9 protein-coding genes are annotated in these 15,101 nt (G+C 70.2%); 5 read left to right on the forward strand and 4 right to left on the reverse strand.

The annotated features are described in order from the left end of the window. Positions 1 to 291: 291 nt before the first annotated feature. Positions 292 to 2,475, forward strand: a complete 2,184-nt coding sequence (locus ACWD3C_RS40490; RefSeq protein WP_451152375.1) for a glycosyl hydrolase family 95 catalytic domain-containing protein — start codon at positions 292 to 294, stop codon at positions 2,473 to 2,475. A 54-nt stretch (positions 2,476 to 2,529) separates the two neighbouring features. Continuing rightward, positions 2,530 to 3,258, forward strand: a complete 729-nt coding sequence (locus tag ACWD3C_RS40495; RefSeq protein ID WP_451152357.1) for a glycoside hydrolase family 12 protein — start codon at positions 2,530 to 2,532, stop codon at positions 3,256 to 3,258. A gap of 51 nt (positions 3,259 to 3,309) precedes the next feature. Here ACWD3C_RS40495 and ACWD3C_RS40500 read toward each other — a convergent pair whose 3' ends face one another. The 3 genes from ACWD3C_RS40500 to ACWD3C_RS40510 all read right to left on the reverse strand — a co-directional run bounded on the left by ACWD3C_RS40500 (position 3,310) and on the right by ACWD3C_RS40510 (position 7,953). After that, positions 3,310 to 4,503: a sulfotransferase family protein gene (locus ACWD3C_RS40500; protein WP_451152359.1), complete on the reverse strand. Its 1,194-nt coding sequence runs from the start codon at positions 4,501 to 4,503 to the stop codon at positions 3,310 to 3,312. A 260-nt stretch (positions 4,504 to 4,763) separates the two neighbouring features. After that, positions 4,764 to 6,815 (reverse strand): glycoside hydrolase family 31 protein, encoded by a 2,052-nt coding sequence (locus tag ACWD3C_RS40505; RefSeq protein WP_451152361.1) that lies wholly within the window; start codon positions 6,813 to 6,815, stop codon positions 4,764 to 4,766. 121 nt (positions 6,816 to 6,936) lie between these two features. Beyond that, complete coding sequence (locus ACWD3C_RS40510; RefSeq protein ID WP_451152363.1) at positions 6,937 to 7,953, reverse strand: LacI family DNA-binding transcriptional regulator; 1,017 nt, start codon at positions 7,951 to 7,953, stop codon at positions 6,937 to 6,939. A 681-nt stretch (positions 7,954 to 8,634) separates the two neighbouring features. Here ACWD3C_RS40510 and ACWD3C_RS40515 point away from each other — a divergent pair. The 3 genes from ACWD3C_RS40515 (at position 8,635) to secA (ending at position 14,420) form a co-directional block, all read left to right on the forward strand. Beyond that, a complete protein-coding gene (locus ACWD3C_RS40515; protein ID WP_451152365.1) occupies positions 8,635 to 9,372 on the forward strand; it encodes a GH12 family glycosyl hydrolase domain-containing protein in 738 nt (245 codons plus the stop codon). 147 nt (positions 9,373 to 9,519) lie between these two features. After that, entirely contained in the window at positions 9,520 to 11,457 is a 1,938-nt protein-coding gene (locus ACWD3C_RS40520; protein WP_451152367.1) for an acyl-CoA dehydrogenase family protein, read from the forward strand. Between the two features lie 173 nt (positions 11,458 to 11,630). Further along, positions 11,631 to 14,420 carry a preprotein translocase subunit SecA gene (secA, locus tag ACWD3C_RS40525; RefSeq protein ID WP_451152369.1) on the forward strand — a complete coding sequence of 930 codons (2,790 nt, stop codon included), beginning with the start codon at positions 11,631 to 11,633 and terminating at the stop codon, positions 14,418 to 14,420. Positions 14,421 to 14,429: 9 nt separating this feature from the next. Here secA and ACWD3C_RS40530 read toward each other — a convergent pair whose 3' ends face one another. Next, positions 14,430 to 14,885 carry a lamin tail domain-containing protein gene (locus ACWD3C_RS40530; protein ID WP_451152371.1) on the reverse strand — a complete coding sequence of 152 codons (456 nt, stop codon included), beginning with the start codon at positions 14,883 to 14,885 and terminating at the stop codon, positions 14,430 to 14,432. Positions 14,886 to 15,101: the final 216 nt, after the last annotated feature.

Here is a 15,101-nt window from a genome sequence, read left to right on the forward strand (position 1 = left end):
CCTGCCCCTGGCGCAGGGGAGGGGCTGTCCCGTAATGCCGGGCCGTGCTCGCAGAGTGCCGCTCTCTCCGGGACGGGGCCCGCCCCTGCGGCACGGCACGGCCATGCCCACGTGCTGCCTGACGGCACGGGCGAGTCGCGCCACGGCGTGAGGGGGAACCTCTCCCGGGCCGCCGGGCAGAGCCACCCGCCTGACGCGGCGGAGCCGCAGCCCCACGGCACAGAAGAAACACCCCTGCCCCGGCGCGCCGTAGAGGCCCGCGCGGCGACGCTGCCCGCCGCCCCCCAGAACCTGCCCACCCCCGGCACCTGGGAGGCGGCCCCCGCCGCCCGCTGGGAGGACGCGTTCCTGAGTGGGAACGGCCGTCACGGCGTACTGGTGTTCGGTGATCCGAACGACGACCGGATCATCGTCACGCATCACACCCTGGTGCGCCCCAACGGCGGCGAGAGTGCCCGGCCGCCGCGTCTGGCGGCGGAACTCCCCTCTCTCCAGGACCGGTTGCTCGCCGGTGACCGGACCGCTGCCGAGAGCTTCACGGACGGCAGGGGCCTGCAGTGGGTGCAGCCCTTCCACCCGGCCTTTCAGATACGGCTGGGCCGCCGGGCCGACGCGGGCCGCCGGTACCGCCGGTCCGTCGACTTCACCACCGGTGTCGCGGAGGCGGAGTGCGCCGACTGGAGCAGCCGGGCCTTCGTCTCGCGGGCCGACGACGTGATCGTCCAGTACGTCACCACCCCCGACCTGGACATCGCTCTGGACCACCGGCTCCCGGGCGCCCCTGCCGGACTGGGCGTCGGCCACGGCGCCATCCTCACCCCCGAGGGTGCCCTGCTCACCCTGCGGGCCCGCTACCCCGACAGCGACCGCGCGTACACCGGGGTGACCCTCGTGGTGGTCACCGGCGGCAGCACGGCGCTCGCCCCGCCGGGCGTGCGCGTCGAGGGCGTGGAGTCCGTGCTGTTGCTGACACGGGTCGTCCGGCACACCGGTGAAGTGGACGCCGTCGCCGAGGCCCGCGTCCTGCGCGACCTGCTCCCGGCCGGCGGCGACCCGTACACCCACCTCCTCGACCGCCATCTCGCCCTCCACCGCTCCGCCTACCGGCGCGTCACCCTCGACCTGAACGCCGACCCGGACGAACGCGCCCTGCCCGGCTCGGAGTTGCTCAAGCGGCCCAAGAGCCCCGCCCTCCTGGAACGGCTCTTCGCGGCCGGCCGCTACCACCTGCTGTCCGCCAGCGGCATGCTCCCGCCCCGGCTCACGGGCCTGTGGACCGGCGACTGGGACACCGCGTGGTCCGGCGCGTTCACCACCAACGCCAACCTCAACCTCCAGACCGCGTCGGCGGCAGCGACCGCGCTCCCCGAAGTCACCGAGGCCCACGCCGCCCTGATCCACCGTCAACTGGCGGACTGGCGGAACAACGCCCGCACGATCTTCGGCACCCGGGGCATCGTCGCGCCCTCGCACACCGACGGCGAGAACGGACACACTTACCACTTCAGCCGCGAATACCCGCTGCACCTGTGGACCGCGGGCGCCGACTGGCTGCTCAAACCGCTCGTCGACCACGACGAGACACGCGGCGAACGCGACCCGCGCACGGCCGCCGCGTTCGCCGAAGTCGCCCTGTTCTACGAGGACTTCCTCACCCGGACCGGCGACGACGGCCACCTCGTCGTCGTCCCCTCCTACTCGCCCGAGAACCGGCCCGCGAACGCGAGCTGGGGCGCCATCAACGCGGCCATGGACCTCTCCGCGGCCCGGCACGCCCTCCTCACGGCCGCCGAGTACCACCCGGAGCACGCGAACCGCTGGCGCTCCCTCGCCGACCGGCTCCCCCCGCACCGGATCAACGCCGACGGCGCCCTCGCCGAGTGGGCCCGGCCGGACCTGGAGGACACGTACGACCACCGGCACCTCAGCCACCTCTACGCCGTCTGGCCGCTGGACGAGATCAACCCGTACGACACCCCGCGCCTCGCCGCCGCCGCGCACCGCGCGCTCGAACTCCGCGGTGCCGAGAACGACTCGGCGCACGGCCATCTGCACCACGCCCTGGTCGCGGCCCGGCTGCGGGACGGCGACCGGGTGGCGCACGCCCTCGGCCAGGTGCTGGACGGTGACTACTTCCACGCCTCGCTGATGAGCGCGCACTACCCGCGCCGTGACGTCTACAACGCGGACGCGGCCCACGCGCTGCCCGCCGTGGTCGTCGAGATGCTCGTCCAGTCGACCCCGGCCCGGCTCGTCCTGATGCCCGCGCTCCCGCCCGCGTACCCGAAGGGTCGACTCCACGGCGTACGCACCCGGTTCGGGGCCGAACTCGACCTCGACTGGAGCCCCGACGGCGTCACGGCCGTCGTCAGACCGACCCGCAGCCACCGCGTCGAACTGTGGACTTCCTCCGGCGCCCGACCGCTCGACCTCGTCGCCGGAGAAGACTGCGTCCTCACCCTGGGGCCGCAGTAGCCGCGAAACACAGGCAAGTTCCCCCCACCCACCCCCACCCATGGAAGGGACACCATGGCAACACGCACTCTGAGCAGGCTCAGCAAGGTCCTGCTGGCCCCGGCCCTCGCGCTCGGCGTCACCATCGGCCTCGCCGCCGCCCCCGCCCAGGCAGCCGTCTGGGACTCCTGCGACCAGTGGGGCAACACCAACCTCAACGGCTACACGCTCTACAACAACATCTGGGGCGGCGGCGCCGGCAGCCAGTGCATCTGGGCCAACTCCGGTACCAACTGGGGAGTCTGGGCCAACCACCCCAACACCGGCGGCATCAAGTCCTACCCCAACGCCAAGAAGGTGGTGAACAAGTCCGTCAACTCGTTGCGGTCGCTCAACAGCAGCTACAACGTCACGGTCCCGTCCTCGGGCGCGTACAACACGTCGTACGACGTCTGGGACACGGACTACGACTACGAGATCATGCTCTGGGTCAACTACAACGGGGATGTCGGCGCGCTCGGCAGCTACCAGGGCAACGTGACGCTCGGCGGCCACAACTGGAACGTCTTCAAGGGCCGGGTCACCCGGCAGGACGGCACGTACTGGGACGTCTTCTCGTTCCTGCGCACCTCGGACTCCACCTCCGGCACCGTGCAGATCCTGCCCGTCCTGAGGTGGATCAAGGACACCAAGGGCTGGATGGGCAACGAGACCATCGGTGACGTCCAGTTCGGCTTCGAGATCACCTCGTCGTCCGGCGGTCTGGACTTCCGGACCAACAGCATGAGCATCACCAGCAGTTGACCGTACGCCGGGGCCGGCGCCGCAGCACGAAGGCGGCGCCGGCCCCGGCCGTCAGGCCCGGTCCACCTCGGCCCGCAGCGCGTTGTAGTCCGCGAAGGCCGACTCGACGTCCGAGCGGGACAGGCCGTAGCGGGACAGGTCGTAGGTGTGGGGTCGCGTGCCCTTGGTGCGGGTGGTGGCCTCGGGGAGGCGGGTGGCGTCGGAGTCGGTCCAGCGGGCGCCGACGGCCGCGTAGAGCTTCGGGGCGCCCATGGCCGGGTCGGAACCGAGCCAGGAGTACGGGGCGTCCACGAGCGCCTCCCGGGGGATGGCGGCGCGGGCGGCGAGGGCGCGGGTCATGGAGCGGCTCAGCAGTTCGAGCCAGGTGGCGCCGATGCCGTGCAGGTCGACGTGGCGGGTGCTGATGGTCATGCCGTGCTCGACCAGGCTGCAGAAGGACCCCATGACGGTGACCGGGTCGCGGTGGGTCCACACGATCGTGGCGTCGGGGAACACGGTGCGCAGCGCGTCGAGGTTCTCGATGTGCATGGGGGACTTCAGTACCCAGCGGCGGCGCGGGCGGCCGTACTGGAGAACCTGGTAGACCTGCTTGAGGTGGCGGTAGTCGGGGACGAAGTCCCGCTCGTAGTGCCACGCCTGGTAGTCGGGTATGCGGGCCGAGGACAGCGGCATCATGGCGTGCGGCAGGGCGAAGGTGCACTCCTCGGGGCCCTCGGCGACCATGCGGTGGATGTCCTGGAAACGCGGGGCGAGCAGATTGGTTCCCTGGACCATGCGGCGCGCGGGTGCGATCGCCTTCCGGCGCGACCGCTGTCCGGGCGGTACGGCGAGGTCGGGGGCGAGCAGCTCCCACAGCAGGGGGCAGCGGTGCTCGTCCGAGAGGGACAGCACGGCGTGCGTCAGCGTGGTCGCGGTACGCGGCAGGCCGACCACGAACACCGGGTTCTCGATGGGCTCCCGCTCGATCGCGGGGTGCTCGGCGATCAGTCGCCGGACGCGGGCCCGGTTGGTGAGGTGTCTGCGGACGTGGGCCTGCGCGGACAGCCAGCCGACCGGAGTGAGGTTCTCGGCCCCGGCCCACCAGCGCAGCAGGGACCGGAAGTCGTCGACGAACTGCTGGTCCCCCTCCGCCTGCCCGGCCTCGGCGAGGAGCCGGTCGAAGACCCGGTCGGGGGATCGGCGGGAGCTTGCCGTCGGCCGGAGCAGCACATTGGCCAGGGTGAGCGCGAGCGGAGCGGAGGACACGGAAGGGGGTCCTTTCGAGGGCCGGGAGGAGTGGAGGCGTGGAGGCGTGCAAGAGATCTACCCCATCGAACCGGCTTGTTGCTCCTATAAGTTGACAGGGTGCTACCCCGGCAGCCTTCGCCTCCGCGCCCGGCAGCTGCGCACGTGTGGGGGCCGGCGCCGCTCCCGCGCGGCGCCTGGTCAGAGCACGGGGGTTCACAGCGGCTACCCGGCGGTCACCCGTGCGCCATTCGCTCCGATACCGATGTGGCCACCGGTTGTCACTCAGCGATCGGCAGCGACGCCCCGTCCCGCAGGAACAGCGGGATCCGGTCCAGCGGAGCGTCGACCGTCACCGACGTACCGCCCTCGTACGACTGTCCGGTCCACGCGTCGGTCCAGCGCGCCCCCGCCGGAAGGTACGCCGTCCAGGTCGTCGCCCCCGCCTCCAGCACCGGCGCGACGAGCAGGTCCGGGCCGAACAGGTACTGGTCGTCGACGCCCCAGCTCGCCTCGTCCTCGGGGAACTCCAGGAACAGCGGCCGCATTACCGGCAGCCCCTCCTCGTGGGCCTCCCGCATGACCCGCAGCACATACGGCTTCAGCCGCTCGCGCAGTCGCAGGTACTCCTCCAGGATCGCGCCGGCCTCCTCGCCGTACGACCACACCTCGTTCGGACCGCCGGTCATCTCCGGGCCCAGCGGCATGCCCGGGTCGCGGAAGCCGTGCAGGCGCATCAGCGGGGAGAGGGCGCCGAACTGGAACCAGCGGACCATGACCTCGCGGTACGCCGGGTCGTCCGGGTCGCCGCCGTGGAAGCCGCCGATGTCGGTGTTCCACCAGGGGATGCCCGACAGCGCGGTGTTCAGGCCCGCCGCGATCTGGCGGCGCAGGGTCGGGAAGTCGGTGCCGATGTCGCCGGACCACAGGGCGGCGCCGTAGCGCTGACTGCCCGCCCACGCCGAGCGGTTGAGGGTGACGACCTCGGTCTCACCGGCGGCGAGCATGCCCTCGTAGAAGGCGCGGGCGTTCTCACGCGGGTACATGTTGCCGACCTCCAGGCCGGGGCCCGCCCAGTAGCGAAGGTTCTCCTGGAAGCCCGGCTTGAGCTCCGGTTCGCAGGCGTCCAGCCAGAAGGCCTTGATGCCGTACGGGTCGAGGTAGTTGTCCTTCACCCGGGACCACAGGAACTCCCGCGCCTCGGGATTGGTGGCGTCGTAGAAGGCGACCTGGACCGTGGAGGCGACCTCCTTGTCGGGCCAGTCGGCGTGCGCCATCGGGCCGTACTGCGTGCCGATGAACCAGCCGCGCTGCTCCATGAGCTGGTGGTTCTCGGAGAGCGGTGACACCGAAGGCCACACGGAGACCACGAGCTTGATGCCCAGCTCCGCCAGCTCCCGCTGCATCCCGGCCGGGTCGGGCCACTCCGCCGGGTCGAACTTCCAGTCGCCGAGGTGCGTCCAGTGGAAGAAGTCGCAGACGATGACGTCGATGGGCAGCCCGCGCCGCTTGTACTCCCGTGCCACGGCGAGGAGCTCGTCCTGCGTGCGGTAGCGCAGCTTGCACTGCCAGAACCCGGCCGCCCACTCCGGCATCATCGGCGTACGGCCGGTCACCGCGCTGTAGCGGCGCTGGGCGTCGGCCGGGTGGCCCGCGGTGATCCAGTAGTCGATCTGCCGGGCCGAGTCCGCCACCCAGCGCGTACCGTTGCCCGCCAGCTCCACACGTCCGATGGCCGGGCTGTTCCACAGCAGGGTGTAGCCGCGGCTGGAGGTGAGCACCGGGATGCTGACCTCGGCGTTGCGCTGGATCAGGTCGAGGACGATGCCCTTCTGGTCGAACCGCCCGTGCTGATGCTGCCCGAGGCCGTACAGCTTCTCGTCCTCGTACGCGGCGAAGCGCTGCTCCAGCCGGTGGTAGCCGTTGCCGACGGCGGTGTAGAGGCGCGAGCCCGGCCACCAGAAGTGGGCGCGTTCCTCGGCGAGGAGTTCCGTGCCGTCGTCCGTGCGCGTGAAGCGGATCAGGCCCTCGGCGTCGACCTCCACGGTCAGCGCGCCGACGGTCAGCTGACCGTGCCCGTCCTCGATCTTGACGGTGGAGGCCGACGGCGGGGCCTCGTCGAGCAGGGCGCCCGGCAGCCCCTCGACGACCGGGCCGCCGAGCCGGGCGCGGACCCGGACCGCGTCCGGCCCCCAGGGCTCGATCCGCAGGGTCTCCTGGCGTCCGCTCCACTCCAGGGCACCGTCCCGCTCGCGGAACGTGCCGATGGTGGGGGAGGACTGGGCGAGGCTGACGGCGCCCTGTGCGGGCTGGTTCTCGGCAGGCTGGTTCACGGTGAGGGCTCCTGGAGGCGAGGAGGTGGTGGCGGACCCGGCGCGGCTCCGGTGGCCGGGTTACGGGAAAGGGGTGCCCAACGCCCTTGGTGGCGCAGGGGTGTCGCTGCTTCCGAGAGGCTCAGGCGGCGGTGTGCGGAATCGGGCCCGTGCTCGCCCGCACCGTCAACTCGGGTGCGAGCAGCACGACTTCGTCGGCGCCCCGCCCCTCCAGCTTGGCGATCAGGAGGTCCACCGCGCGCCGCCCCATCTCCTGGGCGGGGATGGCGACGGAGGTGAGGCGCACGGAGGCCTGGACGGCGACCTGGTCGGGGCAGATGGCGATGACCGAGACGTCCTCGGGGACGGCGCGGCCCTGCCGGCGCAGCAGCGCGAGGAGCGGCTCGACGGCGGACTCGTTCTGCACGACGAACCCCGTGGTGCTCGGCCGCTCGTCGAAGACCCGGGCCAGGGTCAGGGACATCGCGTCGTAGCCGCCCTCGCAGGGCCGGTGCAGCACCCGCAGCCCCAACTCCCGCGAACGGGAACGGAGTCCGTCGAGGGTGCGCTCGGCGAAGCCGGTGTGCCGCTCGTAGACCGCGGGTGCCTCACCGATGACAGCGATGTCGTGGTGCCCCAGCTTGGCCAGGTGCTCGGCGCACAGGGCGCCCGTCGCGCCGAAGTCGAGGTCCACGCAGGTGAGCCCGGAGGTGTCGGCGGGCAGGCCGATCAGCACGGACGGCTGGTCGGTGCCGCGCAGCAACGGCAGCCGCTCGTCGTCGAGTTCGACGTCCATCAGGATCATCGCGTCGGCGAGCCCGCTGCCGGTGACGCGGCGCACGGCGTCGGGTCCCTCCTCGCCGGTGAGGAGCAGCACGTCGTAGCCGTGCGTGCGGGCCGTGGTGGCCACCGCGATGGCGATCTCCATCATCACGGGGACGTACATGTCGGTACGGAGCGGGACCATCAGCGCGATGATGTTGGACCTGCTGCTCGCCAGGGCCCGGGCCCCCGCGTTCGGGTGGTAGCCGAGCTCCTGGATGCTCCGCTCGACCCGCTGCCGGGTGCCCGCGGAGATGGACCGCTTACCGCTGAGGACATAGCTCACCGTGCTCGCCGAGACTCCGGCGTGCTGGGCGACCTCGGCGAGGGTGACCATCCAGCTCTCCAAGCATGTGTGAAGCGCTTCGACAGCGCGGTCTGGGGACAGAGGCGAGTGTGGGTGGCTTGACAGTAGCTCGACGGTGGGTGGGTGTCCATAGGTTGTCGAAGCGCTTCGATAATCTGTCGGGCGCCCAAGGAAGCGGTGGGGGTGGGTCGCGTGGCGGGTGCGGGGCGGTGGGGGCCTGTCGCGCCCGCGCGGCGGAGCCGCATGGTGTCACAGCGTCACTCCCCTTTCGGGGCGCGACCCCAGCTTAGAGCCTGTGTCATATCCCCGGTCGGATCAGCGCACGTCGTCATGGGGGTCCCCCCGCTCGAGCGCAGCCGAGCGTGGGGGTGCGTGCGATCGCAAGGCGCCGGAAGGTCCTCGATGGGGGTGCCCCCGCGCGAGCCGAGCGAAGCCGGTTCGAGCGTGGGGGAGGAGCCACGTGGGCGTTTCGGCAACGCGGCTGGGGGTCCCCCCACGCCCTTAAGGCAGTGGGGGAGTGCGTGCCAGGCGGCGGGCGCCCGGCCGGGGACATGACACAGGCTCTCAAAACCGGACGGCAACTTTCGAAGGCGGCGGCAACCAGCACGCGTATGTATCGCCCCCGGAAGGAAGTACCGATGTCGTATCGCCGTCCCCGCCTGACCCGCAAGGCGAAGATCGTCACCGCGGCCGCCACCGCCCTCGCCGCCGGTGCGTCCGTCACGGTCGCGATGGCCGGCGAAGAGGCCAGGAGGTGCACGACCTTCGACACGATCACGCTCGGCAAGTACTACGTCAACAACAACCTCTGGGGGCCAGGGCAAGGGCATCGGCAGCCAGTGCGTCTGGGACAACTCCCACCCCGGCTCCACGATTTCCTGGGGCACGGACTACACCTGGGCGAGCAGCGCGGGCGGCAAGGACCACGACGTGAAGTCCTTCGCCGGCAGCGTGCTCGGCTGGCACCGGGGCTGGAAGGTGGACAAGGCCGCCACCCGGCTCCCCATCCGTGTGGGCGACCGCAAGCCCGTGAGAACCACCTGGCAGTTCTCGGTCGGGGCCAACCCCGGCGTCATGAACGTCGCGTACGACCTCTGGCTGCACGACAAGAACACCGCCGACTGGCAGGACCAGCCCACCGACGAGATCATGATCTGGCTCAACAGCCAGGGCGGCGCCGGCCCTCTCGGCACCAAGTACGGCAGCGCCAGCCTCGGCGGTTCGATGTGGGACATCTGCAGGGGCGACATCGGCTGGAAGGTGCACTCCTTCGTCCGCCGCTCCAACACCACCAATGCCGCCCTCAACCTCGACGACTTCACCCAGGCCCCGGTCCGCCGCAAGCTGCTCGGCAACGACAAGTACGTCTCCGGCATCGAGGCGGGCACTGAGGTCTTCAAGGGCTCGGGGCAACTGGACACCCGGACGTACTCCGTCAACATCGGCTGAACGGCCGTACGCAGGGTGGTGGCCCCGCCCCGGATCGGGTACATACGATCGGGTAGCACCGGTCAGTAACGTACGCCCGCAAGGTCGGCCTTCGGCCCCTTGATCGCGTACGCCACCATGATCCCGATTCGCGGCGAGGTGCCCCTCATGTCCGCAAGCCCAACCCAACCCACTGTCACCGAGCGTGAGGCCCGCAAGGTCGCCGAGGCCGCGCGGGAGCAGGTCTGGCGCAAGCCCAGCTTCGCCAAGGAGCTCTTCCTCGGCCGCTTCCGGCTCGACCTCATCCATCCGCACCCGCTCCCGGCCGACGAGCACGCACAGCGCGGCGAGGAGTTCCTCGCCAAGCTGCGCGACTTCTGCGAGACGAAGATCGACCCGGCCCGGATCGAGCGGGACGCGCAGATCCCCGACGAGGTGATCGACGGACTCAAGGAGCTCGGCGCCCTCGGCATGAAGATCGACACCAAGTACGGCGGCCTCGGCCTCACCCAGGTGTACTACAACAAGGCCCTGGCCCTGGTCGGCTCCGCGAGCCCGGCGATCGGCGCCCTGCTCTCCGCCCATCAGTCGATCGGCGTACCGCAGCCGCTGAAGCTCTTCGGCACCCAGGAGCAGAAGGACACCTTCCTGCCGCGCTGCGCCCGCACCGACATCTCGGCGTTCCTGCTGACCGAGCCGGACGTGGGCTCCGACCCGGCCCGGCTCGCCACGACCGCCGTGCCGGACGGGGACGACTACGTACTCGACGGAGTGAAACTCTGGACGACGAACGGCGTCGTGGCCGACCTGCTCGTGGTGATGGCCCGGGTGCCGGGGTCCGAGGGCCACAAGGGCGGGATCACGGCGTTCGTCGTCGAGGCCGGCTCCGAGGGCGTCACCGTCGAGAACCGCAACGCCTTCATGGGCCTGCGCGGCCTGGAGAACGGCGTGACCCGCTTCCACCGGGTCCGCGTCCCGGCCGCCAACCGGATCGGCCCGGAGGGCGCGGGCCTGAAGATCGCCCTGACCACGCTGAACACCGGCCGTCTGTCGCTCCCCGCCATGTGCGTCGGCGCGGGCAAGTGGTGTCTGAAGATCGCCCGTGAGTGGTCGGCGGCGCGCGAGCAGTGGGGCAAGCCGGTCGCGTTCCACGAGGCCGTCGGCTCGAAGATCTCCTTCATCGCGGCGACGACCTTCGCGCTGGAGGCCGTCCTCGACCTGTCGTCGCAGATGGCCGACGAGGACCGCAACGACATCCGCATCGAGGCCGCCCTCGCCAAGCTCTACGGCTCCGAGATGGCCTGGCTGATGGCCGATGAGCTGGTCCAGATCCGCGGCGGCCGCGGCTTCGAGACCGCCGAGTCGCTCAGGGCCCGCGGCGAACGCGGGGTCCCCGCCGAGCAGGTGCTGCGCGACCTGCGCATCAACCGCATCTTCGAGGGCTCCACGGAGATCATGCACCTGCTGATCGCCCGCGAGGCCGTCGACGCCCACCTGTCCGTGGCCGGCGACCTCATCGACCCGGGGAAGTCACTCCAGGCCAAGGCGAAGGCGGGCGCGAACGCCGGGGTGTTCTACGCCAAGTGGCTACCCAAGCTGGTCACCGGCGCGGGCCAGCTCCCGGGCGCGTACGGCGACTTCAACCCGCCGGGCCACGTCGACCTCTCCGGCCACCTCCGCTTCGTCGAGCGCTCCGCCCGCAAGCTCGCCCGCTCCACCTTCTACGCCATGTCCCGCTGGCAGGGCCGTATGGAGACCAAGCAGGGCTTCCTCAGCCGGATCGTCGACATCGGCGCCGAGCTCTTCGCGATGAGCGCGGCCTGCGTACGCGCCGAACTCCTGCGCACCACCGAGGAGTACGGCCGCGAGGCCTACCAGCTGGCCGACGTCTTCTGCCGCCAGTCCCGCATCCGCGTCGACGAGCTCTTCGACCGGCTGTGGACCAACACCGACGACGTCGACCGCAAGGTGGTCAAGGGCGTGCTCTCCGGCACGTACACCTGGCTGGAGCGGGGCATCGTCGACCCCTCCGGCGACGGACCGTGGATCGCGGACGCCACGCCGGGCCCCAGCGAACGGGAGAACGTCCACCGCCCCATTCGCTGACATTCGCCACGGGAATCGACTGCCGCCCCGTTCGCCATTCCGTCGCTTGCCGCTCGCACGGCATGCGTCAACAATGAAATGAAATGCACGGAATGGCGAACGGCGCGGCCTCGGAATTCTTCATGGTTCTGTGGCGATTCTTCATGGTTCTGTAGTACTTGGGGGACCGGAAAATGCCCGCTCTCGGTCTGAGTTCCATCACCGGCAGGATCATGCGTGCCGGCGAGGGCAGGACGCTGCGCCGACTGCAGCACATCGCCCACCAGGTGAACTCCGTCGAGGACACCTTCAAGGAACTGTCCGACGGCGAACTCCGGGCCCTCACCGACGAGTACAAGCAGCGGTACGCCGACGGCGAGACCCTCGACGACCTGCTGCCCGAGACCTTCGCCACCATGCGCGAGGCCGCCCGCCGCACCCTCGGCATGCGCCACTTCGACGTCCAGGTCATGGGCGGCGCCGCCCTCCACCTCGGCAACATCGCCGAGATGCAGACCGGCGAGGGCAAAACCCTGGTCGCCACCCTGCCCGTCTATCTGAACGCCCTGACCGGCAAGGGAGTCCACCTCGTCACGGTCAACGACTACCTCGCCCAGCGCGACGCCGAGTGGATGGGCAGGGCGTACGAGTTCCTGGGCCTGACCGTCGGCGTCGTCCGGACCGGGTCGAGCCCCGAGCAACGGCGCGCGGCGTACGGCTGCGACATCACCTATGGCACCAACACCGAGTTCGGCTTCGACTATCTGCGCGACAACATGGCCTGGTCCAAGGGCGAACTCGTCCAGCGCGGCCACCATTTCGCCATCGTCGACGAGGCCGACTCGATCCTCATCGACGAGGCCCGCACCCCGCTGATCATCTCCGGCCCCGCCGACCAGGCCACCCACTGGTACGAGGCCTTCGCCGGGCTCGTCCGGCCGATGAAGGGCATCGCCATCCAGGAGGAGCGGTACACCCGGCCGCTGGACAAGGAGGAGCTGAAGGAGCTGCGGGACCAGTACCACTACGAGTACGACCCCAGGAAGCGCACCGTGGCCGTCCTGGACCGCGGGGTGGAGTTCGTCCAGGACCAGCTCGGCATCGACAGCCTCTACGAGTCCGACCACACCCCGCTGATCGGCCACCTCAACAACGCGCTCAAGGCCAAGGAACTGTTCAAGAAGGACCACGAGTACGTCGTCGTCGACGGCGAGGTCGTCATCGTCGACGAGCACACCGGCCGCGTCCTTCCCGGCCGCCGCTACAACGAGGGACTGCACCAGGCGATCGAGGCGAAGGAGGGCGTACGGGTCAAGGAGGAGAACCAGACCCTCGCGACCATCACCCTGCAGAACTTCTTCCGCCTCTACGACAAACTCTCCGGGATGACCGGCACGGCGATGACCGAGGCGGTCGAGTTCCACCAGATCTACGAGCTCGGAGTCGTCCCCATCCCCACCAACAAGCCGATGATCCGCGACGACCAGGCCGACCTGATCTACCGCAGCCAGGCGGCCAAGTACGCGGCGGTCGTCGACGACATCGAACAGCGGCATGCCAGGGGCCAGCCGGTGCTTGTGGGCACCACCACGGTCGAGGTGTCCGAGACGCTCTCCGCGCTGCTGCGCAAGAAGCGCATCAGGCACGAGGTGCTCAACGCCAAGAACCACCAGCGCGAGGCCCTGATCGTGGCGCAGGCGGGCCGCAAGGGCGCGGTCACCGTGGCCACCAACATGGCGGGCCGCGGTACCGACATCATGCTCGGCGGCAACCCCGAGGCACTCGCCCTCGCTGCCCTCCCCGAGGACGCGACGGACGAGGAGCGCCAGAAGACCGTCGACCGGGTCACCGCCGAGGTCGCCGCCCAGCGCGAGGCGGTGACCGGACTCGGCGGGCTCTACGTCCTGGGCACCGAACGGCACGACTCCCGCCGCATCGACAACCAGCTCCGCGGCCGCTCCGGCCGCCAGGGCGACCCCGGCGAGTCCCGCTTCTACCTCTCCCTCCAGGACGACCTGATGCGGCTGTTCCAGGCCCAACTGGTCGAGCGGGTGATGGCGGCGACCCACCTCCCCGACGACGTCCCCATCGAGAACAAGGTCGTCACCCGCGCCGTCGCCTCCGCCCAGGCTCAGCTCGAACGGCAGCACTTCGAGTCCCGCAAGGACGTCCTGAAGTTCGACGAGGTCCTCAACCGCCAGCGCAAGCTGATCTACGCCGAGCGCCGCCGCGTCCTGGAGGGCGAGGACCTGCGCGAACAGATCACCCACTTCATGGACGAGACCATCCGCGCGTACGTCGAGGCGGAGACGAGCGAGGGCTTCGCCGAGGAGTGGGACCTCGACCGGCTGTGGGCCGCGCTGAAACAGCTCTACCCGGTCCGGCCGACCATCGACGACCTGGACGACGAGTTCGGCCACCGCTCCGATCTCACCGCCGAGGACCTGGTCCACCTCCTCACGGAGGACATCCACGAGCGCTACGAGGAACGCGAGGCGGAACTCGGCGAGGAGGCGCTGCGACAGCTGGAGCGCCGGGTGGTGCTGGCCGTCCTCGACCGCAAGTGGCGCGAGCACCTCTACGAGATGGACTACCTCCGCGACGGCATCGGCCTGCGCTGGACCCTCGGCCGCGAGCCGATCATCGAGTACGAGCGCGAGGGCTTCGACATGTTCACTGCCATGACCGACGCCATCAAGGAGGAGTCGGTCGGCTTCGTGTTCAACCTCGACACCACGTCCGACGGACTGGGGCCCGGGCGCACACAGGACGACCTCCACTACACAGCCCCGACCGTGGACACGGCGGAGGGCGTGGTGGAGGGCGTGGTGGAGGGCGACTTCACCCCGGCGGACAAGCCCCCGGGAGCCCCGGGAGCCCCGGCGCACCGCACCGCCGGCAAGCGCCCGACAGGCGGCGGCACCCGCCCGGCCAGGTCCAGGACCCGGCAGTCGTCCAAGGCGAAGCGCCGCCGCAAGAGGTAGCCGCCGGGCTCAGCAGTACTTGTCGCTGGGGTCGCGCGTCGTCCACGAGCAGGAGTCGGCCTTGGTCCCGCTCGATCTGATCAGCGTGGCCGTGTCACTGGTGTTGTTCCAGACGTACGCGCGCCGGTTCTGGTACTTGTTCGTCGCGGTGTCGGACCCCCGGCCGGTCCGCACCTTCATGGTCTTGCCCGCGCCGATCTTCACGTTCTTGAACGTGTACCTGTGGTTCGACGCGTCCTTCAGCACCCAGTTCCGCAGCGAGACCGCCCTCGACTTCGTGTTCTTGATCTGCACCCACTCGCCGTTGAGGCTCGCGTTGGAACGGTTGTCGGCGCCCGGGCTGTCGAAGTACACGCGGTAGATGATCACACCGCCGGCGGCCTCGGCCGGAGAGCTGAGCAGCGTGCCGGTCAGCGCGACGGCTCCGGCGAGCGCGGGCAGGGCAGCGCGTATGCGCATCCGCATGGAGATCCCCCCTGAATTGTTGTTCCTGTCATCAGCTGATCTGATTGATCTGACAATCAGGGGAGAAGTCATACCACTTCGCCTTCACGGATGCTTCACAAACGGAGAAACACCCTCGTCAGCGGCGTATGCCTCGAAGGGGGCAACCTGGGGATGCGTGGTCCGGCGGGGTGTGGGTTGCGGCAACAATGGGGGGATGAGTGACAGTCCAGCTCC

The organism is Streptomyces sp. NPDC002845 (genome assembly GCF_053591955.1).